The sequence below is a fragment of the Mesorhizobium sp. M0898 genome (assembly GCF_040319695.1).
Classification (GTDB): domain Bacteria; phylum Pseudomonadota; class Alphaproteobacteria; order Rhizobiales; family Rhizobiaceae; genus Mesorhizobium.
In genome coordinates this window covers 1-21,188 of the sequence record NZ_JAMYOE010000066.1, presented here as the reverse complement: position 1 = coordinate 21,188, position 21,188 = coordinate 1, and the positions used below count along the sequence as shown (strand labels likewise).

General features: G+C 58.2%; 14 protein-coding genes and 6 pseudogenes. 11 read left to right on the top strand and 9 right to left on the bottom strand.

Features of this window, described 5'->3' with window-relative positions:
* The 4 genes and pseudogenes from NKH90_RS32085 to NKH90_RS32070 all read left to right on the top strand — a co-directional run.
* A pseudogene (locus NKH90_RS32085) lies at positions 1-194 on the top strand (molybdate ABC transporter permease subunit); the annotation flags it as partial.
* Between the two features lie 313 nt (positions 195-507).
* Complete coding sequence (locus NKH90_RS32080) at positions 508-789, top strand: exopolysaccharide production repressor protein (protein WP_352771501.1); 282 nt, start codon at positions 508-510, stop codon at positions 787-789.
* A 477-nt stretch (positions 790-1,266) separates the two neighbouring features.
* Positions 1,267-3,141: a Wzz/FepE/Etk N-terminal domain-containing protein gene (locus tag NKH90_RS32075; RefSeq protein WP_352823226.1), complete on the top strand. Its 1,875-nt coding sequence runs from the start codon at positions 1,267-1,269 to the stop codon at positions 3,139-3,141.
* An 87-nt stretch (positions 3,142-3,228) separates the two neighbouring features.
* A pseudogene (locus NKH90_RS32070) lies at positions 3,229-3,471 on the top strand (IS21 family transposase); the annotation flags it as partial.
* 62 nt (positions 3,472-3,533) lie between these two features.
* Here the strand turns inward: NKH90_RS32070 and NKH90_RS32065 are convergent.
* Together NKH90_RS32065 and NKH90_RS32060 are read right to left on the bottom strand one after the other, a co-directional pair.
* Positions 3,534-4,637, bottom strand: coding sequence for a glycosyltransferase (locus NKH90_RS32065; protein ID WP_352823223.1), 1,104 nt, complete (start codon positions 4,635-4,637; stop codon positions 3,534-3,536).
* A gap of 859 nt (positions 4,638-5,496) precedes the next feature.
* Positions 5,497-7,026: a lipopolysaccharide biosynthesis protein gene (locus NKH90_RS32060; RefSeq protein ID WP_352771973.1), complete on the bottom strand. Its 1,530-nt coding sequence runs from the start codon at positions 7,024-7,026 to the stop codon at positions 5,497-5,499.
* Between the two features lie 12 nt (positions 7,027-7,038).
* On the opposite strand from NKH90_RS32060, the gene NKH90_RS32055 reads away from it, so the two are divergent.
* Positions 7,039-7,176 (top strand): helix-turn-helix transcriptional regulator, encoded by a 138-nt coding sequence (locus tag NKH90_RS32055; protein WP_502898895.1) that lies wholly within the window; start codon positions 7,039-7,041, stop codon positions 7,174-7,176.
* A gap of 52 nt (positions 7,177-7,228) precedes the next feature.
* Here NKH90_RS32055 and NKH90_RS32050 read toward each other — a convergent pair.
* From NKH90_RS32050 to NKH90_RS32030, 5 genes and pseudogenes are all read right to left on the bottom strand, one after another.
* Positions 7,229-8,139, bottom strand: a pseudogene (locus tag NKH90_RS32050) (transposase).
* A 57-nt stretch (positions 8,140-8,196) separates the two neighbouring features.
* Positions 8,197-9,156, bottom strand: coding sequence for a class I SAM-dependent methyltransferase (locus tag NKH90_RS32045; protein WP_352823220.1), 960 nt, complete (start codon positions 9,154-9,156; stop codon positions 8,197-8,199).
* 2 nt (positions 9,157-9,158) lie between these two features.
* Complete coding sequence (locus NKH90_RS32040; protein WP_352771969.1) at positions 9,159-10,124, bottom strand: glycosyltransferase family 2 protein; 966 nt, start codon at positions 10,122-10,124, stop codon at positions 9,159-9,161.
* Positions 10,121-11,401 carry an O-antigen ligase family protein gene (locus NKH90_RS32035; RefSeq protein ID WP_352823217.1) on the bottom strand — a complete coding sequence of 427 codons (1,281 nt, stop codon included), beginning with the start codon at positions 11,399-11,401 and terminating at the stop codon, positions 10,121-10,123. Before NKH90_RS32035 ends, NKH90_RS32040 begins: the two co-directional genes overlap by 4 nt.
* A 469-nt stretch (positions 11,402-11,870) precedes the next feature.
* Positions 11,871-12,914, bottom strand: a pseudogene (locus tag NKH90_RS32030) (IS110 family RNA-guided transposase).
* Between the two features lie 170 nt (positions 12,915-13,084).
* Here NKH90_RS32030 and NKH90_RS32025 point away from each other — a divergent pair.
* Both NKH90_RS32025 and NKH90_RS32020 read left to right on the top strand, forming a co-directional pair.
* A pseudogene (locus NKH90_RS32025) lies at positions 13,085-14,188 on the top strand (IS5 family transposase).
* A complete protein-coding gene (locus tag NKH90_RS32020) occupies positions 14,185-14,529 on the top strand; it encodes a hypothetical protein (RefSeq protein ID WP_352823214.1) in 345 nt (114 codons plus the stop codon). The pseudogene NKH90_RS32025 and the gene NKH90_RS32020 overlap by 4 nt, the downstream one beginning before the upstream one ends.
* A 72-nt stretch (positions 14,530-14,601) precedes the next feature.
* On the opposite strand, the gene NKH90_RS32015 is transcribed toward NKH90_RS32020, so the two are convergent.
* Entirely contained in the window at positions 14,602-16,656 is a 2,055-nt protein-coding gene (locus NKH90_RS32015; protein ID WP_352771963.1) for a hypothetical protein, read from the bottom strand.
* Positions 16,657-17,052: 396 nt separating this feature from the next.
* Here NKH90_RS32015 and NKH90_RS32010 point away from each other — a divergent pair, with 396 nt between their 5' ends.
* The 4 genes and pseudogenes from NKH90_RS32010 (at position 17,053) to NKH90_RS31995 (ending at position 20,862) form a co-directional block, all read left to right on the top strand.
* Positions 17,053-17,895 carry a hypothetical protein gene (locus NKH90_RS32010; RefSeq protein ID WP_352823211.1) on the top strand — a complete coding sequence of 281 codons (843 nt, stop codon included), beginning with the start codon at positions 17,053-17,055 and terminating at the stop codon, positions 17,893-17,895.
* A 105-nt stretch (positions 17,896-18,000) separates the two neighbouring features.
* Positions 18,001-18,687 carry a class I SAM-dependent methyltransferase gene (locus tag NKH90_RS32005; protein ID WP_352823209.1) on the top strand — a complete coding sequence of 229 codons (687 nt, stop codon included), beginning with the start codon at positions 18,001-18,003 and terminating at the stop codon, positions 18,685-18,687.
* Between the two features lie 143 nt (positions 18,688-18,830).
* Positions 18,831-20,106, top strand: a pseudogene (tnpC, locus tag NKH90_RS32000) (IS66 family transposase).
* Between the two features lie 378 nt (positions 20,107-20,484).
* Positions 20,485-20,862: a hypothetical protein gene (locus NKH90_RS31995; RefSeq protein ID WP_352823207.1), complete on the top strand. Its 378-nt coding sequence runs from the start codon at positions 20,485-20,487 to the stop codon at positions 20,860-20,862.
* A 98-nt stretch (positions 20,863-20,960) separates the two neighbouring features.
* On the opposite strand, the gene NKH90_RS31990 is transcribed toward NKH90_RS31995, so the two are convergent.
* Positions 20,961-21,188 (bottom strand): hypothetical protein (locus tag NKH90_RS31990; RefSeq protein WP_352823205.1); only part of this gene is annotated, 228 nt, incomplete at its 5' end.

Here is a 21,188-nt window from a genome sequence, read left to right as displayed (position 1 = left end):
ACGGCTCGGTTATCTTCATCGCCGGCAACCTGCCCTACAAATCCGAGATCGCACCGCTTCTGATCGTCATCCGGCTCGAGGAATACAACTATCCGGCGGCAACCGCGATTGCAGCGATCATGATGGTGCTGTCATTCTTGATGCTCTTGATCGTCAACCTGGCGCAGTCATGGACCCGCAAGCGTTATCGCTGACGTGGCCATCGCATCGCCGATCGGAAGCGCCACCGCCGACCAGCGAGCGACCGGTCGCGCGCTACCTGCTCATGGTCGACCAGGCACCGAGCAGGGCTTCGGCCATTTGGTCGAAACGCTGGCCATCTGGCATTGGTCGCATGGGGCGCGGCCGCCATATCCGCCGAAAGCGCCTTGGCAAAGGTTGGGTTTTTTATTCGCATCTCCTAATATTTGATCGCTCTACCCCGTTCCGATATGTTATGATGGTTAACGCGTTGAGGGCTGAATTGCCAAGGAGCGCGTCGCGCGAGCGGCTGCGAGTGGGACGGCGATGTCCTTTTTGCTTTTTTTGCGCGGCTTTATCATAGTACTGTCGGCATTCGCCATCAGTACATATTTGCTTACCGCCTCGCTTTGGAGTACGTTTGTCCAAACGTTAATTTGTGGGATCTTGATACAGATTGGGTACTTTGTTGCGGTCATGCTGCTAGTGTGGCGCTCGGTCTCCAAAAAATCCGTGATTCCGAAGCCAAATACCCCACGCGATGAGTCTGAAAGGGAGCAACTGCCGAGCCACTTAGTCAATAAGGTGGACCACTCTCCGCCTTTATAGGCTCCGGCTGTTTAGAGTAGGATGATCAGCAGGATGACACTCCAGATCACGATACAAAATGTGACTGCAACCTGTCTTATTCGGACACCTGAGAGGCGTTCCGCGAGCGGCCAAATGCGCCCAGAACTCTTATGGTGATCGATATCGTGCGCCGGTGATCGACGAGTCATTCCAATCGACGTCCCTGTTTCCGCAGGACAGGCTCAACTTAGGCCCGGAATCTCTTGCTCAGATGTTTTGCCATTTGGCAGTACGACTTGATTCTTCCTTTAATTGGATCGCATGACGTGTAGCGGAATTGCAGACAGCATGGGCCGCGTGAGTTTCATTATTGCAATCCGAGGTTAAGATTTTACGTCTTTGGCAAGGAGCGGCTCCCCCGGCGTCGATACTGAATTTCGAGACGGTCAGACAATGTGGTATAGTGTTCGTCACTACGTATACGCTGCCAGTTTCATCCCACGGGTTTGAAGGCTTATGCTCCGCGAAGTTGAAAATCAGCACCCGGATTCTGCCTTTTTTTTTGGCGATCCTCAGTCGGCAACGATTGATCTCGAAACACTCGTGGCGGCAGCGCGACGGCAGTTGAGGTTCGTCCTTACATGCGCTCTCGTAGGCCTTGTGCTGGGGCTAGCGTATCTTCGGCTCGAGGTGCCCTTGTACGAGTCGACGTCCAGAATCCTGATCGACAAGAACCAGCCTTCCGTCGTGACGAGATTAACAGAGAGCGGAAGCTCCACACAGCTTGACCCGATGATGCTGAGCCAGGTCGAATTGTTGCGTTCCGACCGCATCGGGCTAAAGGTCGTTGACAGCCTCGGCCTTGCTACCGATCGCCCTTTCTTGTCAGCGCCGTATTCGTTGCTCAACAGTCTCACAGGATCGGTCGCTCGGGTGGTGCGGTCATTCATCGGCAGTTCCGACGAAAGCGGAGCGCCGGAAAAATCGAGTGCGGCGCAAAGACCCGATCCTCGGTGGCAGGCATTTGACATTCTGGCTGAGAATATAACGGTAGATCGTGTAGGCGATTCTTACATTCTGCAAGTCCAATTTTGGTCGCCTAGCGCTGAAATGGCGCAAAAAATAGCTAATAAGTATGCGGAAATCTATATCTCTGACCAAGTCGGAGCCAAAGATGAGTCGATTATCCGAGCTCGCAGTGCACTGGCGGAAGAGCTCGAGACGGTGCGGAAGCGATCGGTCGACGCCGAGCTCGCAGTCCACAGGTTCCGAACAGACAATACGCTGACCAAGGAAACGCTGGTTACCTTGAGCCAGCTCGAACTTGAGGCGTCCTCTCTCAAGTCGCAATATGAACAGGTCCTGCAGCAGTACCAGGCCAGCCTGCAGAACCTTTCGATGGCGTTGACGGAGGCGCGGGTTATCTCGGAGGCACCATACCCCAGCAGCCCGAGTTCTCCGAACAGCCGTCTTGCGTTGGCCGTCTGCGTCGTGCTCGGCGGCATGATTGGCGCCGGTGTGGGCGGAATTCGAGAGTACCGGGAGCGCTTTTTCCGCACGAGGGGTCAAGTGCGCGATGAGCTCGGACTTGACACGCTCGGAATGATCCCGTTGCTGGACGGAAAGCCAATTCGCCGAAACAAGCATGATCGTGCGACCGAAGAGCCGTCATTCATCGAGGTGGGGAACAGCGCTTTCAACTGGGTAGAGCAACATCCGCGCTCGGAATTCGCTGAAGCGATGCGAACGGTGAAAGTCGCTGTTGATGTCGAGTTACGAGGGAAGAGCACCAAGGCGATCGGCATCATTTCCTGCCTCCCGGGAGAAGGGAAGTCGCTGGTCGCGGCTAATTTTGCGATGGTTCTCGCTATGCAGCATTGTAGGACGCTGTTGATCGATGCCGACATCCACAATCCGGGCTTGTCCCCTATGTTAGCCAACGGCTGGGAACGAGGCCTGGCCAACTTGTTGGCTGGACACTTCAACGCGACAGATTTGCTGGCCCATCAATCATTGCCATTGCGGTTCCTGCCCGGCGTGAACCAGAGCCAACAAAAGCTCGCAAAGACCGTGCAGCCTATCGAGAAAATGGGAGACTTTCTGCTCAAGGCGGGCTCTACGTTCAATTACGTCGTCGTTGATTTGCCCCCGTTGGCTCCAGTCGCGGACGTGAGGTCCTTTGTCCAGCACCTCGACGGCCTTATTCTGGTTGTTGAATGGGGCGTGACCGCTCGTACATTCGTGCGCGAAAGCCTCAACAATCCGATCCTTGCGGATAAATGTATTGGCGTTCTGCTTAACAAGGTCGATCTCAAAAGAATCAAGCTGTATCAAAAGTTCGGCAGTGCCGAATTTTACAGTGAACGTTATAGTCAGTATTACCAGACTTAGTTGTGGAGCAAGCATTGTTTGTCTTAAGCAGATAACCCATGGAAGGCTGTGACGAACAAAATCCTCGAATGCCGAGAATGACGACTAATGATGTTCGTCGGGGCCTATCCGTGCGAGACGCAGGAAATGGTGTTCGACGCGCATGACAGGGCGTTCGCCTTCTTAGGCGGGTCTGCGCGCATCGTCTACGACTACACGAAGACGGCGGTGGAGACGGTGTTCGTCGGCAAGGACCAGCAATACAATCGTCGCTTCCTCCAGCCGGTGGCCTGCGCGCTGGCATCGGGCTGGGAGAAGGGCCAAGTCGAGAACCATGTCGAACAGGTGAGATGCGGAGCCGTCAGAGTTCATGACCGGCCCGGCTATCTTGGTCGCCAGTCCTTTTCCGGTCCTTACATTCCGTCACCCAACACCGCCGTAGCGCGGACGCGCAAAGCACCCTGCGAATAGGCCTGCAACATATCCTGTCGTGCCTGCATTCCGATCTTCTTGCGGAGCGCTTCATCGCCCCCGAACACCAGTGCTTGCGTCACCGCCATCTCCGCTGAGGGAACAGTAAGCTTCAGCATATTCTCTCCATCCTTGCCGTAATCGCGGATACCGCCGACGTCGGTCGCGATCACCGGAAGGCCGGCAAGCATCGCCTCGGCGACGACGATGCAGAACCCTTCCGTATCGGACAGGTTGATGAACATGTCACGATCACAGGCTAGCTCGAACCAGCGCGCGACATAGCCACGGAAATGCACGCGAGCTCCAATGCCGAGCTCATCCGCCTTGCGCGAAAGCGCCTGCCGTTCCGGTCCGTCGCCGTAAAGATCGAGGCTTGCAGAAACGCCGCGGTCTTGGAGCATTCGGATGGCCTCGATCAGGCGGTCAAAGTTCTTTAGCGGGATAAGCCGTCCGGCAGCAGCAAGGCGCAAGGGTGTGCGAAGCGCGTAATCGCGCTTGTGGCTGGAAGCCTCATCGGAGCAAAACAGAGGCACGATATGCGACCGGCGCCTGCGCGGCAGGAAGTATGCTTGCGTCTCCTGCAGCGTACTGTCGCAATCAGCCCAGATTTCGTCGACGCGCCAGGACAGCGCCTTGAGCACAGGGCCATAAACGGCTGCGGCGCGCCGAGAGCGGTAGCGGGCGGTGTGTTCGAATGAAACGCAGCGCAGCCGAGGAGCAAACATCGCAGCAAGCCGTCCCACGAGATTGGCCTGTTTGAGCGACAATGCAACCATATCCGGCCGCCACTCCCGGATGAGGCGCAATATTACAAAGAACGTACCCACGAAGGTGCGCAAGGAAGGCTCTTCACTCTGCGAAGTCAGGATAAGATTGTGCTCTCCGATCTGTGCGGCGATTTGATTGGCAAGAGACCCGCGACCGCGGCAACAGGCGAGAATCTTCAGCTGGTGGCCGCTGAAAAATCCTGCTTGCAACAAGGTGAGCAGCCCATGCTCGGCGCCACCGGGATCGAATCCGTTGATGAAGTAAAGAATTCGCATGTGACCGTGAAGCGCTCCGATTATCTTGCACCTCGTATCAACTATCGCAAATAACTGCCTGATCCTGTGTGGATTCTTCTCCGTTTATGGTGAGGGTGGTGCAGGTCGGAAGATCTCTCAGTTCTTACCCGTCTTAAGAGACCTCGCAACCCCTTAATGCCTCCCCAAAACGAGGGCCCACGTTGGACCGGAGACATCGCGAACAGGTTTTCGGGGACTTCACAACCGGTCTGCCATTCTATCGAGAGAGCGTATTGAAGTCCACGGTTTCCATTTTCTGATGTCTGAACCGTCGAAGCCGCCGTCTGTTGCAGCCGGGCCGCCCCGATATTCGTCGACAATGCTGCTTCGTGAGATACTGGTTCCGGTGAGCCTTCCCAGGAAATAGGCCCCATGCTGCCGTCGATCTTGTGGTCCTCTCCGAGCATGCCGTTTCGATGCCTTGCCCAAGTCCAAAGCCCTCCTCGGCGACAGGGGCTACGACGCCGACTGGTTCCAAACCGTCCTGGCAGACCGCAAGATCATCGCCTGCAGCCCGTCAAAGGCAAATCGAAAGGCGCCTATACCGCACGATGCCGCCCCGCGCTTGCCTCGAAAGGCAAACAACGCACCAGAATGCCAGCTTTGCTCCAGGATTTTCTGGGTCAGCACCGTCAGGTTACGACACCGGCTACCTCGCTGAAAGAGTGGCAATCATCCTGCACAACTAGAGAGGTGCGCAAGGCGGCCTTTAGGCCTCGCTCACACTATTGTTGCAAGGGCGCCGATCAGACCTCAAGAAGCGGATATCCTCTTTGATCTTGTCAGAAATCTTTCGTTCCAGCCAAACAAATGTTGTCGGGACGACGGTAGGAGACCATCAGCCAGAGCGCCTTTGTAGGCCAAGAGAGCGAAGCGATGCTGGCAAGTACTTCGTGATACCGAGCCTCTCCTTGAGCCAACGTCCCTCCTCAGGAAACACCAGTTCCAGGGAGAGCATGACGATGACCAATTCCAAGCCACACATAATCCCGCCAATGACAAGGCGATAGAGCCCATCGGCTTCGCGAATACCCGGCAGTAAAAGTATGGCCCAAGTGCAGCAAGCTGCCAAAGCTGCTACACCCAACGCCTTCATGACCACAAAGGCCTCTTTGACGAGGCGGACTGGATAGAGCGTCGCCAGTACAGCCGCGCTCGCCCAATAGTTGAGTACCATAGCGATGCTGACTGCCATCGCGACACCATTGATGCCCCAAGGACTGCCGATGAGCGCTGCGACCAAGACGCAAAAAGCGTAAAACAACTGCCATAGCACAAGTTGCAGGATGGCGCCCTTGGACCTGATGAGCGTCGAACTTGTCTTCCAGGCGATGCGGAAAGGCATTGACAAGCAGAAGAGCTTAAATGGGAGTACGACGCTCGCCCAAGCATTACCGAGCAATACATTGACAAACTCGCTGGAGAGTAAGAACAAATTGAACGAGGCGAGGGAAGACAGCACGAAGACTACGGCCGTACAGAGATAATAGACGCGAACGATCCGCGCCTCCTCCTTCTTGATCGACGACAAAATGGGAAACAGAACCTGGTCAGCGGCGTTGCCAATAAGCTTGGTCGGCTGCTGCATTAGGAAGAATGCACGCGAATAGTAGCCCAGCGCAGCGGGGCCCAGAAAACGGCCGACCACGAAATAATCCACGTTCATCCCTACATAACTGGCGATGCGTGCAAGGGTGATGCCGCCACCAAAACGCAACAACTTTCGCGCCGACTCATGGCTGTAGGAAAGGCGAAAGGAGTGCGGGCTGTTCAAGATGTAGCCGACATTTGACACCGCGGTCTGCGCGATATAACCCCAGATCAGCGCCCAATAGCCAAAACCATAATAGGCGAGCGCAATCGACACTGGCGTATAGCCGAAGACGTAGCCGTTAAGATCGATCAATGACATCGCTCGGAACTTAAGCGCACGCTGGACCAGCGCACTCGAGACCATGCCCAGTGCTCGCAGCGGAAAGATCAGCGCGACCAACCGCAGCGGTTTTACGATCTCCGGCATATTGAACCCTTGCCCTATGAAGGCAGCGCTGAAGATGATCGCTCCCGCGGCGGCAAGGCCAAGACTTAGGCTAATGGCGAGCGCGGTCGCAACGTCCTCCTGCCCGACTTCGTCCATCTGCACCAGAGCGGGAGCGACTCCGATCTGTCCAAATACTTCGACAAAAGCACAAACGACCAGCACCGCGGCGACCACACCAAAGCTTTCCGGCGCCAGCAGGCGCGCCAAGATGGCAACGACTCCTACCCGCAGGAAAGAAGAGATCAGAGTCCCTGACGACACCCAGGCAAGCCCGGAAAGTGATCGAGCAGAAAGCGATTTCGAGGTGCTCTCGGATGACTTACTCAAGATCCGGCTCCACTGTCTGACGCATCCGAATGCTTACTACCTTTTCCTCGCCGTTTCCATCTGACTAGCCGATGTGTGGCCTGGGATCTTGGAGAGGTGGAAGTTTGGATGCGTGAGCCCCGGCGTGCATCCCGCGATGGGCTAGACTAGGAACCTGTCCAGTTAGTCCTGGCGTTTGGCCGTTTCATGAACGATAACCGGCTTAGACGGCGTTGGCGAGCTTTGTGAGGTTGTGGGCGGTGCGGATTATCGCCCATTCGGCGCTCGCCTTCTCGATGCCCCGCAACAAGAACCGCCTGAACTCCCTTGCTTGATCTGTCAGAACACTGGCTCGACGATTTGCTTTCTGAGCCTGTACCTGCTTCGCCATCCCGCCCGCTTGAGCTTGTGATGCGCCCTTCCTCGGCCTCGGCTCGGCGCTGCTCCTCCGCCGCGGCGGCGGCTTTCGCTTCTGCCTCCAACTCGGCCTTGTCGCGCGAATCTTGGCAAGCGGCCTCTCCTTGTCGGCCACCCAATCGGGCATCTCATCGCCGCGCTTCGTGCCGTGCAGCTTGTCCTCCGCATCTGCGGCCTCGGCGGCGGCCAGCCAGCGGCCGACTTCGGCCGTGAGCTCCGCTTCCCGCTTCTTCATACGCTCATAGCTCATCGCTTTGTGTTTCGACGCGTTCGCCTTGATCTTGGTGCCATCGAGCGCGACGTGCCCGAGCTTCACCAAACCTGCTTTCTCGGCGAGCTTTCAACACCTGCACGAACAGCGAAGCCAGCGCCGGCAAGTGCCGCTTGCGGAAGTCCGAGATCGTGCGGAAGTCCGGCGGGTCGCCCGCCACGATCATCATGAAATCCGCATGCTCCAAGGCAGCCGTGGCGATCCGGCGTGAGGAGTAGAGGCCGCTCGCGTCGCCATGCAAAAGCAGCGCCGTCATCATGCGCGGATCGAACGGCGACTGACCAAGCACGTTCGTGTAACTGCCGCTAATCGCGGATAGATCAAGCTCCTTCCTCACCAGCGACACGATCAGCCGAGAGAGGTGGTTCTTGGGGCACGTAGTCCTTCAGGCTCGGCGGCAGAAGCTTTGCCTCATCGAACTTCCAGGGGCGAAATTCCTTGCTTATAAGTCCGCAGAGAATCAGACTCGTCCCAACTTGACCAGTGACTACTCGGACAGACTCCTAGTTTTGAGCGCCCCGATATTCGTCGACAATGCTGCTTAGTGAGATACTGGTTCCGGTAAGCCTTCCCAGGAAATAGGCCCCATTGCTGCCGTCGATCTTGTGATCCTCTCCGATCATGCCGTCCATGAGCGCGGCCAGCGCGAAGGGAAGACTCAAGACGTCACCAAGCCGCCGGCTCCGGGTAAGGCCACGCAGGAAATATTTCGCCGCCCAGTAGAGTGACAAGCCGGGTCCACCGAGCGCTCCGCGACTGATGGTTTCGAAATTCCGGAACAGCCAGCGATGTCCGACCTCAGTGAAGCGCGTAAAATCATAAGCGCCCTCATGCACTTGCTGCATGAACGGTGTCTCGGCATAGACGAGACCGCCGGGCCGGAGCACGCGGGATATCTCTGAAACGACCTGTTCCGGGTTAATCACATGCTCGAGGACCGCCTGAATGCAGACGCCGTCCACCGAGCCACTGGCAAGCGGAATTTGATGGGCGTCCGCGATGAAATGCGTGTATGCGGTCGGGTAGATGTCGAATGCAATCTGTCGAACGGCCTCGGTTTCATAAAGGCCGTCGGTCCCCGCGCCCTTGGTTGCGGCGCCGATCATGAGCACGAGGGGGCACTCAACGCCGTGCGAGAGAATGTGATCGCGAAAGCTGACAACGTTTCGCGCGCTGAGATTTGCAGTTCCGAAGAGCCATCCCTTGGTGATCCTCAGCCAGTTCGATCGCCTCTTTATGGGTGAGATGCCACTTGCCGTCAGCACATCGGCACGCACGAGACTGCAAGAGAAATCGATCAGTGCGGGCTGACCACGCACAACCGGATAATCGGCCGTTCGCGCATCAGAGAGCTCGGATTTCGTCTCCGTTATGGTCCTGCCGTTGCGGTACAGAATAAGCGGTACGGAAGGATTCCCTGGCTGCCGCATGAGATGCTCGAACTCTCGCCATTCCGCCAGCATCTTTAGGAGCCCTCAGCAAACGTTTTGCGCAAGGCGCGGTAGAACAATAGCTTGGCTGCGCGGCGCACCTGCGAATCCATGCCCCTCGGCAGGGCGCAAAGAAAAATGTAAACGTACACCCGCCAGGACAATGGATCGTGCCGCATCGCGCGAATGAGTAAGCGCGCTCCGCGTTTCTTTTCGCCTTGAGCCACGCAATCATTGCCGGCTTTCGCGTACAAACGCGCGTTGCGCCGGCGAGCGAGGTGCGCAAGCTCCGGCCGTCGCATGACCCATTCTCGCGTGAGGCGTTCGGCTACCGACAGAAGCGCGTCGAGTCTGCGGGTTGTGTTCGAGCCGTGGCGCCGTTTATAAACGAGTGCTCCGGCCGCATATTGAAATGTCCAGCGCTCGGCTACGCGCATACAAAACTCTGTATCCTCTCCAACCCTGAATGCCTCGTTGAATAACCCGATATCGTCGACAATCTCCCGCCGCATAACGATACTGGAAGGAACAATCGGCCCATCAAGCAGAAAATATGTCGGCAGCGTATCGCATTGGTCCGCGCGATAGCGGCGAACGGCGACGTGTAGAGCATCGGAAAGATCCGGAGCGGAAAAATCGACAAAATCACCATAGACAAGACCTGCCTTGCAGCCATTGCCAAAGACGGCCAATTGACGCTCAAGCTTGTCCTCAGCCCAGAGGTCATCGCCGTCGAGAATTGCAATAAAATCACCGGTAGCATGTCTGATGGCAAGGTTCCTCGCCGATGAAGGCCCAATACCAGCCGCCGTCAGGACATGTATGCGCGGCTCCCGATCGGCCAGCGACGCAATCACTTCCGTCGAGCCGTCCGTCGAGCCATCATTGACAATGATGATCTCTTTGATGCGGTTCGATGCGGTCTGATTGATCACGCTTTCCACTGCCTGCACAATGAAGCGTTCTTCATTGTGGCATGTCATGATAGCCGAAACACTCATCTTGTGCTTCCTGGCAAGGGGCGCCCAAGAAATCGAGGATGCCTCATGCTTGTCGGGTGACTCCTCCGCGCCCTGTTCAATGATAGGCAAAGCCCGTGCCGCGTCAATTCCGGCAGGAGCGAGACAAGGATTAGCGTGACGAAAGCTCGTGTGCCTGAGGCTTCTGTTCCAACGTAGAAGGCGCAGGGAACAAGGAACACGAGGGGCAGAAGCCGTGCCTGGGCCGCTCCGATCAATCCGTGAAAAAGTGCCCAGCTTAGAGCACGACTTAATCGAAACCATGCGGCGACCCATATCAGAATGTAGAGGCTGAGCCCAATGATGCCGTTCTCGGTGAGGATGCGTTGAAACTCGCCATGGATTCCCAACCGCAGCTCGGCAGGAAGATCGCGGAACTCAGTATCGATAATATTTTTGAATTGGTTCGTACCCACGCCCATTATTGGATGTTCGGAGATGAGCTGCCTGGACAGAGTCCAGGAAAACGAGCGCTGGACATTGCTCGGCGTGTCTCCAGAGGCATATTTCCCCGTTGAGGCCAGGTATTCATACTGCCCCATGCTCAGCGGATCGAGCATGGACTGCAATTGCTTCTCGACATAGAGGTTGTCCACCATGGTCGACACCGCAAGAAGAGCCATGAAGCCGGCGGCGATCGCCGGTACCATCGCAGTAAGCCTTCCGCGCGTCAGAAGTGCAGCGGTCAGAAACAGATAGATCAAAAACGCCTTGCGTTCCCCAGATAGCACGAGCAGGGGAAGTAGCCCTGCCCATACAAACCAAAGGGTGCGCCCCTTGGCCCGGTTGGCGAAGAGGAGGAGCCCCGCGAGCGCAATTGGAAGGAAGGTGAACACGAGCCTTGGATCGAACAGATGCTTCCAACCGACCAGGTAGCCATGATCCACATGCCAGGCGATCGTATAGGCGAGGATCAACACCATGCCGAAAAGCAAGATGTTCACGGTCTTGTACGTCTCAAGCCGTCTGGTCTCCTGTGCGAGCGCGAACGCAAAGGCGCCCACGGCTGACATCTGCAACAGCTCGCGCAGGCCATTCTCTATGCCCACGCTGAAGGCCGAGACCATGTGCCAGTCCAAGAAGGGCAGGAGCAGTAGAAAACCGGCTGGAAAAGCCAAGCTTTGCCAACGCCCCGTGGCCAGGCCGTTGATGAGCGCCAGCAATGTGATCAGCTCGAACGGACGCAGCAATACAAGACCCGTCTCGAGCCTGATTGGTAGGAAGAGGCTTAGTATCGCGAATGTGAGGAGATAACGCATCACAGCCCCTCGCGGCGCGATATTCTTTTAACATGTTCTCTTTCCCGGAAACAGAACCTTGTTGGATGTGTCGATGCCGACAGGCGGTGAAAGACTCCGCCATGCCGCACGCGTGTCTCACCAGTAAGCGGAACCCGCGATGCCGTATTGGAGGGGGAAGCTTGGCATCATGTTCCTACCGGATTGGGAAAACTCCCGCTTCTCGGTTGCGGCCAGGACTGCTAGCCTAACAGGCTTCTCTGATTGGGGTCGTTGAGGTCAAGCTCCTCCTGATAATTTTCCGGACCATGTCGCCCCGCGGGTCACTCGCTTCTCTTCGCAGTCGGCGTTAGGCCGCCGCATGATGGGGTCCGTAGAGCGAGGCGTCTCAATCTGTTGAACGACCTTAGGAGAGTTCGTCCCAGGATCGTGCCTGCTAACGAGATCGCCTTGCCCGTCGTCCCCACGCTCCTTCGTTGGTCCGTTGTGCCTATTTCATGGCCGATACGGAGCCGGGTGCCTTGCCGAAGCGGAATTCTGTCGCATCGCTCCACATGCGATGCAGGATGACAGCGAGCTTGCGAGCAACAGCAACTCGGGCTCGGGCCATACCGCGCCGCTTGGCGACGTTCATACCCCACGCTCTGAGGCTTGACCATTTCTTGCTGAGCACAAGCAGCAAATGAGCCGCCTCATAGAGGGCCGTGCGGCCGAGCTCGTCAGCGCATCGGCTTACCTTGCCCTGAATGTCCGTCTCGCCAGATTGATAGCGTGCCGGGGTCAGACCCAAATGCGCTCCGACATCCCTCGATCGGCGAAAGCGGTCCGGCTGATCGACCGTGGCACGAAAGCCGAGCGCGGTGATGGGTCCCACACCGGGCACGGACATGAGGCGCCGGCAGACTTGCTCCTTGCGGGCGATATTGAAGCCCTGCTCTGTCAGTCGCCCGACCTCGCGCAACATCGTTGCCACGATCGCCAGAAGCGGCTCGACAAGCGCCATGATGACCGTATCTGCGCCAATCAGTTCGCGCACGCGATGGGCGAAAGCTGCGCGGCCTGGAGTGCCGAGCTTCATGCCGGCCTCCCGCAGAATCGCCCTGACGACATTTTCGATCGTCCGCATTTCATTGAGGACCGTGCGTCGCGCAACGAGGAGGGATCGCCAGAGCCGACACTGCTGGCTCTTCACATGCACCTGCCGATACCAGCCGGTGCGCATGATCTACGCCAAGGCGCGGGCGTCGTTGCGATCGGTTTTGTTCGGCATCGTTTTCATCGCCGCGTTGGCCTGCCGGGTCTCGATGCAGATCGCCGGCAATCCTTCGGCGCGAATACCGTCATAAAGCCAGGCTGTCAGCGAACAGGTTTCGAGCCCGATGCGCTCCAGCGGCAGATCGATTTTCCGCAAGGCTTCATTAAGCGCCCTCGGCTCACTCGCCGCCCGCCCTTCCTTCACGATCCGGCCGCTCTCGTCGACGACACAGATCGCGGTCTCTTCCAAAGACACGTTAAGTCCGGCAAAATACTTCATGGCTGCTCCTCCTGATGTTTGTGGCGATCTACATCGACCACGTTCTCACATCTCGACAGGAGCAGCCGCCCTCAATTTGGCTCGGGCGAGACCCCAATCACCCCATCTGTTGAAAAAGAGCTCGCGACAGTCCCAAGTTCGTGATTTCACTCTGACCACGAAGAGGTGGATTGAATCGTGCGGGGCGGGGACGGACACACGGACGAAGCTACGTGGACGTTGAAGCCCGGGTGCGGCGCGATCATCCGTTGCACCGCATTCGGGCGATTGTGAACGAGGCGGCATCGGCGCTGGAGCGGACTTCGCGGCGCTGTATTCGCCGATCGGACGGCCATCGATCCCGCCGGAGAAGCTGCTCAGGGCAATGCTTTTGCAGGCGTTCTATTCGATCCGCTCGGAGCGGCTTTTGATGGAACGGTTGGAATACGACCTCCTGTTCCGCTGGTTCGTCGGCATCGGCGTCGACGACGCAGCCTAGGACCATTCGGTGTTCTCCAAAAACCGTGACCGGCTGCTGGAGGGCGATATCACGGCGAAGTTCCTGGCGGCCGTGCTGGCGCAACCCAAAGTCAAGAAGCTCCTGTCCACGGATCACTTCTCGGTCGACGGCACGCTGATCGAGGCCTGGGCTTCGATGAAGAGCGTCAAGCCAAAGGGCGGCCCAAGCGGCGGTCATGGCGAACCGCCGGCAGACGGCGGCGGACGCAATGCGGAAGCGGACTTCCACGGCGAGAGGCGATCGAACGAGACGCACACCTCGACTACCGACCCCGACGCCAGGCTCTACCGCAAAGGGGCGGGGCAAGGAGGCCAGGTTGTGCTTCATGGGACATGGGTTGAAGGAGAACCGCCACGGCCTGCTGGTGGAAGCCTGCCTGACGCTGGCCGACGGACATGCCGAGCGGGTGGCGGCCCTGCACATGATCGAACCTCGTGCCGACCGGCCGCGGGCGATCACGCTCGGTGCCGACAAGGCCTATGACGCAGAGGACTTCGTCAACGAGTTGCGCTCGATGAAGGTGACACCCCACGTAGCGCAGAACACGAACGGCCGTCGTTCGGCGATCGATCGCCGCACCACGCGCCACGGTGGCTATGCCGTCAGCCAGCGCATCAGAAAGCGCATCGAAGAGGCGTTCGGCTGGATCAAAACCGTCGCTGGGCAGGAGAAGACCAAATTGCGCGGCCGCGACCGCGTTGGGTGGGCCTTCACCTTCGCGGCCGCCGCCTACAATCTGGTGCGGCTGCCCAAGCTCTTGGCGGCGTCGAAATGACCGTGCCCGCAGGCTGCCAACTGATCGGCCGCTGGCGGATCATCGAAGCCGATCTGTGGGATCGCGGTTACCTGAACCTCGGTGGACCCGCAACCATCGCCATCGGACCCGACAACAACGGCAAGATCGCCTTTGGCGCCCTGCAAGCCGGTCTCGATCTGAGCTACAGCCCCTCGATAGTTCACTTCACATGGGCCGGGTGTGACGAGATGGATGAAGTCACAGGCGATGGCTATGCCGAATTGCTTGACAACGGCTCGATCGAGATCACATTCGCCTACCACAACGGCGACGAGGCCATCCTCAAGGCAATACGTCAGACTTCTTCAACAGCCTGCTAGTGGGCAGAGCCATCACGCAGTCGACGGAGAGTGATGACGCATCCTGACCGCGCGCAGTCGATGCGGCCTAGTCTAGCCGACGGTCTCGCTTTCCGGGGTCCAGGCTTCTGGCTGGTCGAGCACAGAGACCGCGCGAACATGGCAGCGAATCTTATGCCCGACATCCCGCGAGCTGAGCTCATAGCTTGTGCCGGTTTCGCCCACGATCGGAACGCCGTCACGATACCATAGACACTCAATTTGCGACGCGATAACGTTCGCTACGACAGTCAGCGCCTGGCCCGGTGAAGCCTGGCCCGAGAAGGCCGGCAATGCGCTGAACCCCGTCGGAACCCTAGCCAGATCCGTTTCCGTCTGCCGGACCCTTATATAGTCAATCACCATGTCATACGTCTGCGACAGGTCCGGTTGAGCGCGGCCCTTTTTTTCATCGTAAGCGAAATCCACTATGATGTATTTTTTGGCTGTGAGTTCCGGCGTCGACGGAACGCGCGCCACTTCATAGCCATCGATCACGAAATAACTATAATCATCCTCGATCTGTGCGTACCAAGTATGAAATTCGCCATCGTATACGTCGATCGTCGCTGGAAAGCCATTTGATGGATCGACTTGATAGCCGGCGATTTTCCGGTGCACGCCACGTGGCGCGAGATTTGGATCTGCATAATCGAGTCTGGGTTTGTGGACGTGCTGGCTTATGTTGATATAGGCCCCATTGAGGCCGTCATATTCCCAAAAGTCAGTCTCAAGGCGATTACGCGTCCGCCAGATTAGATGCTCCCTGCCATACGCCCAAAAGGCAGGAAAAAATCCGGGGCGGGGCGCTGCGATCTTCGGTAGTTTGGCGCGGATCTCAAAGATCCCCTTTCCCCAACACCGACCCTGGCCATTGTTGTTCACGGAAGAGAACGCACCTGTTCTCCAACGGCGCTTGTGCAAGAGCCGGAGCGCTAGCGTGTGGCTGGCGGCGTCGTGCACATATGAGGACGGCGACGCCGAGACCCGCTGGGCATTGGCATCAACACCGACGCCCGCGAGATGGGTCGGCGCATACCAAATGCTGGCTTGAGCGCCCTTGTAATCATCGACAATCGTTCCGGAATCGAAGTCGTCAAGAAAGACCGTTGAATAACCGCGGATCGGGGGCGCCGCCTCACCACGATGAGCATATCGCTCATTGCCGATGGCTGCCCAGGACGCCCACGAGGCTGAATCGAACTCATAATGTGCCGGTTTGTCGTTCGCATCCACCGCTGAAGGAGGCCTCTGGCGATAGGGGTGATCGTCGGGCAGGGCGGATTGCCGGCCGACGCGCCACATCCCCCATCCGATCAGCTTGTCGATCTGCGAGTCATTTAGTTCGCCTTGTCCAATGATGACACAGTCGATCGCGACTTCGGCCCTCATCGGATTGTTCACATCGCCCATGAAGCTCTGCGATTTCATCCGGTTGGGTGCCAAAGCATAAATCGTCTGGCCCGCCGTCTTGACCCCATTTACCACGGCCTGCATCACAAATCCGCGGCGGTACCCGACCATGACATTCCAGTCGCCAAAATCCTTCGAGCATTGCCCTTCCTCGCTCTTGAGGTTGCCGTCATGGAGCCGCGAAACGAATGTGCCTGCGGAGGGCTTGAAACAGACCTGCGGCTGGCGATGCAGCGGGCCACCCTCTGCTCCATTGACGCAAAGAACGGAAACGTTATTCGCATCGGCGTTGACTGCCGAATTGCACCGGGCGATCACGAACCACCAGCGGTGAAGGTACGGGGCATCGTTATCGACGGGCCAAGTCAACGCCTGTTTCGTGTCCTTCTTGAAGAGGACGCCGCCGTTACTCGGAAGCTTTGTCGGGCGCAGGGTGGGCTCGGCTTGCACCGCAGCCACCGGCTTCACACCGCCGGATTGCCACGAGGAGACTTCGCCTTCGGCCAGGTCCTCCTGAAACCAAGATTTCACGATCATTTCCGGGAACAGACCCGGATGCCAGGAGTGAGCTTTCGGTTGCGAGCCTTGCGCTGGACCGGCGGCGCGAGCATCCAGTCCTGGGCGACCGGATGCCGTCAGCACAAGGGCGGCGCATACGGCCCGTGCCAAATCCCGGCGAGAAATGCGGTCGGTCATTATCGTGTGCCTTACCTATCTCACGTCGCGCCAATATCCGCTGGTTTCGAGCTAAGGCTGGACCAGGACGCCCGTTACCGATTATTGCGCTTCTCCTCGCAAAAACATTTCGCCGCTTTAGTTTGGCTTTTCAATGACGCCCTGCGGCGCGCCGAGGCGACAACAGAATCCTTCGAACGGAGTGGTCTGCGAGCATCGAGGTACTATGGAACGAGCCGTTATCGTCATTCGTCCGGTCTAGGGGGCTCGAACATACAGGTCAACATGATCGCTGCCTCTATCTCGACGTAAGATGGCCGCAGACAAGTTCTGGCAATTCTGCTACAAGATGCCTAGCTTGCTCCGAAGATCTATCCGCGCGCCGGAAGCACCGAACCGCAATCCCTGGACCTCAGAATGGATCGAGCCATTGTCATAAATTCCTTCGGCCGCGGCGGGTCGAACATTCTGGCGAATATGATCGGCTCTTCGCCCGGCGTCCTCATGACCTTCGATGAGTTTTGGCAGTTCTACTACAACGGCGGCTGGAATCTTCCTCCAAGGGTCTACCGGCGTCTGGGACTCCAGGCGGGCAAGCTTGCCTCCAGGTCAGTGTTCCACGCGAAGCGATTTCAGAAGCGTCTGGAAAAAAGCATCCAAGCGTCGATCGCCGCTGACTACCAGCTGCGGAAGGAAAGGGGGCTCGATCTCGCGCTCGCGCGCCACGTCCTCTTCAAGGTGACTGAGTACGACATCTTCCTGAACTCTGAAATCGAGAAGCAGTTCGAAGAGACGATCTTCGTCGGGCTGGTGAGAAACGGCTACGGCCTTTGCGATTCATGGAAGCGCCGAGGGGTGCCGGCAATGATGGCGGGTCGAGTCTACAGCCACATTGCCGGCAAGATGCTTGAGGAACAGGCTGCCAGAGACAACTACTTGCTTGTCAGGTTCGAGGATATGGTTGCCCATCCTCTCCGCTTTCTGGATCGCCTGTACGGGCGCCTGGCGCTGCCGCGGCCCCGTGAGGACGCCTATATTCACAAGCCAAAGAGCTATGGGCCCGGTCAGGAGGCCGCCGCGTCTGCAAGTCGCACCATGCGCATAGTGGACAAAAGCTACTGGGCGTCACTCCTGGCCGAGAACATAAACGCTGCTGCGATCGAGCGACTGACGAGCGAGGACCTGAAGGACTTCAACAGGTACGGCTCCGGCGTCATGGAGACCCTGTACGAGGTTCGATGGAGCAGCCCAGGCCCTTGAATTCGCAGAGGGTAGAGCAAACGACGAGGCGAACGGTGATAACGATGCGGGCCTGTGGCGACAGGCCCTGGCACACTGTAACTAGCGGATGGGGAATGCTCGCCGATGCGTCCGAATGAAGCCAAGCACGTTCAGACGATCTTGGCTTCGCTTCCGAGCGAAGCAATGAATCCGTGCCTGAATATCGGCTCCTCGACCGCCCACTTTCGGACCGTGGAACAGCCCCACGTCGACCTACTCGTGTTTCGGCCGCTTCGCGAGCGCGGGGTACGTATCCTCAATATCGATATGAAGGAAGAGGAGGGAGTGGACTTGGTTGGAGATGTACTGGATCTGGCCTTCCAGGAGCAACTGAGGGCGCTCCATCCCAAGCTCGTCATGTGCAGCAACCTACTCGAGCATCTGGTTGATCCGGGCGCATTTGCCGATGCCTGCGCCAGTATCGTGGAGCCTGAGGGTCTCCTGCTGGTCACCGGCCCGTACAGCTACCCCTATCACCTCGACCCCATCGATACGCTCTACCGGCCAGCCCCCGACGAAATCCGTCGCCTCTTTCCTGATTTCACCTGCCTGCAAGAGGCCGTCGTTTCGGACAGCACCTATCTGAACGATCTATTGAGCCAGCATACATCACGGGAGCTGATCCGGTTGCTTACCCGGCATCTTCTAAGTTTTCCGTATCTCCTTTTTGCTGACTTTGAGCGCTTCAAGGCTCGCTATCATAGATACTTCTGGCTCTTTCGACCCTATTCGTCGACCGTGGTCTTACTGCGTCGCCCCGCTTACGGTTGATCAGTAGATGATTGGATCACCACCTAGAGGACCCCTTCAATCTTAGAGGACGAAGATCGATGTTGAATATACAACGCGTTTGAATCCGGGATGACCAAATCAGCAAAGGTAATTACCCACGCCCGCCCTTGTCAGGGGCAAGAATCCCTGAATCTGATTTGCAGCGTCTGACGAAGGAAGAGTTGATCGATCTGGTGCTGCGGATGCAGCGGCCAGAGAAGACATCGCGCACGTCGTCCAAGCCACCTTCGAGCGATCGCAAGGCGCGTCGGGACAGGGCAAAGCCCGGCGGCGCCAAGGCGGGTCATGAAGGTCACAGCCGCGCCATGCGTGAGGATGCCGATCGCATCATCGATCATCATCCCGACCAATGCCTTTGCTGCCGCGCCAGCCTGTCGAGCGATCTTGCTGCCGAAACCGTCAGCGAGCACGACAAGATTGAGCTTCCCGCGATCAGGCCTGTAATTGAGCGCCATCGGCGTCCGGCAGTCCGTTGCCCGTCCAGCGGCACGCTGGTCGTCGCGGCTGTGCCAGATACGGCGAAGGGGACGCCGTTCGGGCCACGCGTGCACGCCGTAGCGACCTATCTCAAAGACTTTCCAGGCCCTGTCCTACGAGCGGCTGCAGAGCCCGTTCGCGAACCTTTTCGGGCTCAGGCAGGGCGGACTGATGAACATGTTGCGCCGTGCGCAGGGCGCGTTCGCGGCCGAGTGCGACAAGGCCGTCGCGGCGTTGCGCCGGGCCAAGGTCATCGCCTCCGATGAGACCGGCGTGCGGATCGAAGGAACACCGCCTACCACTGGGTGTTTCGCTGCGCCGAAGCGGTTGTTCATCAAGCAGCGCCAACGCGCGGCGTCGTCGTGGTCCGGACCCTGATGGACGGCCATCGGCTCGACGTCTGGTGTTCCGATCGCTATGCCGCACAACAAGGGCACGCAAATGCGCATCAGACCTGCCTGGCGCATCTGGCCCGCGACGTCGCCTAATGCGGACGAGGCAAGTGAGGACATGCTGCCCTCACGGCTCAAGCGTTGGCTGCAAAGAGCCTTCGCCCTACCCGACGGTATCGAAACCTTCGCCGCTCGACCATCGCCGGCAAGCGTCGCGCCCTGGAGCGAAGTCTGAACGATATCCTCGCCACCACAACATCGTGCGATCTGGCCCGCGATATCCAAAACAGGTTCAGGCGAGCTCGCGATCAATTTGACCTTTGCCCAATGGCCAGGAATGGTCGACGCGACGAACAACGCATGCGAACGCGCCCTCGGACCCGCCGTCGTCCAACGGAAGATCACTAACGGCTATCGCGCCATGTGGGCCGCAAAGGGCGAAGCCGACATTCGAACCGTCGTCGACACGGCTCGTCTCGCACCGAGCACGAACCCCTTCAAAATCATCCTTCAAACTGTCAGCGCCTGAAATCCGCCATGACTGAGCCCGCGACCTTGATCTTCCGAGCCTCTCTTCGGGCACGGACTGTGGCCCCGGGCGCGAATGCCGCGGCCAGTATCCGGCACTGATCCTCTTCACGCCAACGACGACGACGCTCAGGCCCGGTCAATAACGTCACATGGCTCATGCTGTGCTGCTAACTTCGCTCGTAAGGGCGACCTTAAGAGCGCAGCCTCGCTACCGTGCCGTCCTCTCGCAAGGCGGCCTTCGCCGGAGGGTATCAGGGCAGGCGCAGCCCGATGCCAATTACCCTAGGATCGTCGGCAAGATCGGCAAGGCTCCACCGCAGTACCCGGACATCGACGACGAGTGACGACGCACCGTGCCGCATCGAGGGGGCAAGGGATGGGTAATTACGATCCGGATACCCCAAACCGCGAACGCAAGCGACTGCTTGCCCACATCATCGAGGATGTCACCCTCATCAATCTGCCGGCGGAAGGCACCACCAAGCTTCACGTGCGATTCAAGGGCGGCAAGATCCAGACGCTCACCACCATGAGCCCAAAATCTTCCGCGCAACAGGTCAAGACGCAGCCCGGCATTGTCGAACTGGTCGACAAACTCCTCGACGACCACATCTATTCCGAGATCGCCGAAGTCCTCAACCAACAAGGATATCGCCCCGGCGAGGCCGCGCCGCGGTCGCCACGACGCGCGCTTCACGGTCTTGCGGGTGGTGGCCTATCTCGTTCACCAGTACAAGCTGCGCTCACGCTATGACCGCCTGCGAGAACGTGGAATGCTGACAAAACAGGAAGCGGCCGCGCGTCTCAATATCCACGAGCACACCGTCACCAGATGGGCCAAACACCGCCTCATCACCAGCCATGCCTACAACGGGCAGTATTGCCTGTACGAAATCCCCGATCCATATCTGCCGCAAGGAAAACTATCAGCTGAAGATCGTTGGCGTAGAGCGACATGCCGATCCCGTCGTGCCAGATAATCTTGACCAACGAGCCGCAGTTCGTTTCATAATGCATCCCCTTGTCAGAGTCCGGGCAGTCGGACGACTTTATCGTATTGATATTGCTCGTAGAACTTCG

Excerpts from the sequence above, each read along its gene's own strand:
- NKH90_RS32035 (WP_352823217.1), bottom strand. The coding sequence starts at position 11,401 with ATGCGTTATCTCCTCACATTCGCGATACTAAGCCTCTTCCTACCAATC.
- NKH90_RS31995 (WP_352823207.1), top strand. The coding sequence starts at position 20,485 with ATGGGTAATTACGATCCGGATACCCCAAACCGCGAACGCAAGCGACTG.
- NKH90_RS32005 (WP_352823209.1), top strand. The coding sequence starts at position 18,001 with ATGCGTCCGAATGAAGCCAAGCACGTTCAGACGATCTTGGCTTCGCTT.
- NKH90_RS32015 (WP_352771963.1), bottom strand. The coding sequence starts at position 16,656 with ATGACCGACCGCATTTCTCGCCGGGATTTGGCACGGGCCGTATGCGCC.
- NKH90_RS32040 (WP_352771969.1), bottom strand. The coding sequence starts at position 10,124 with ATGAGTGTTTCGGCTATCATGACATGCCACAATGAAGAACGCTTCATT.
- NKH90_RS32020 (WP_352823214.1), top strand. The coding sequence starts at position 14,185 with ATGACCGTGCCCGCAGGCTGCCAACTGATCGGCCGCTGGCGGATCATC.
- NKH90_RS32075 (WP_352823226.1), top strand. The coding sequence starts at position 1,267 with ATGCTCCGCGAAGTTGAAAATCAGCACCCGGATTCTGCCTTTTTTTTT.
- NKH90_RS32080 (WP_352771501.1), top strand. The coding sequence starts at position 508 with ATGTCCTTTTTGCTTTTTTTGCGCGGCTTTATCATAGTACTGTCGGCA.
- NKH90_RS32010 (WP_352823211.1), top strand. The coding sequence starts at position 17,053 with ATGGATCGAGCCATTGTCATAAATTCCTTCGGCCGCGGCGGGTCGAAC.
- NKH90_RS32045 (WP_352823220.1), bottom strand. The coding sequence starts at position 9,156 with ATGCTGGCGGAATGGCGAGAGTTCGAGCATCTCATGCGGCAGCCAGGG.
- NKH90_RS32065 (WP_352823223.1), bottom strand. The coding sequence starts at position 4,637 with ATGCGAATTCTTTACTTCATCAACGGATTCGATCCCGGTGGCGCCGAG.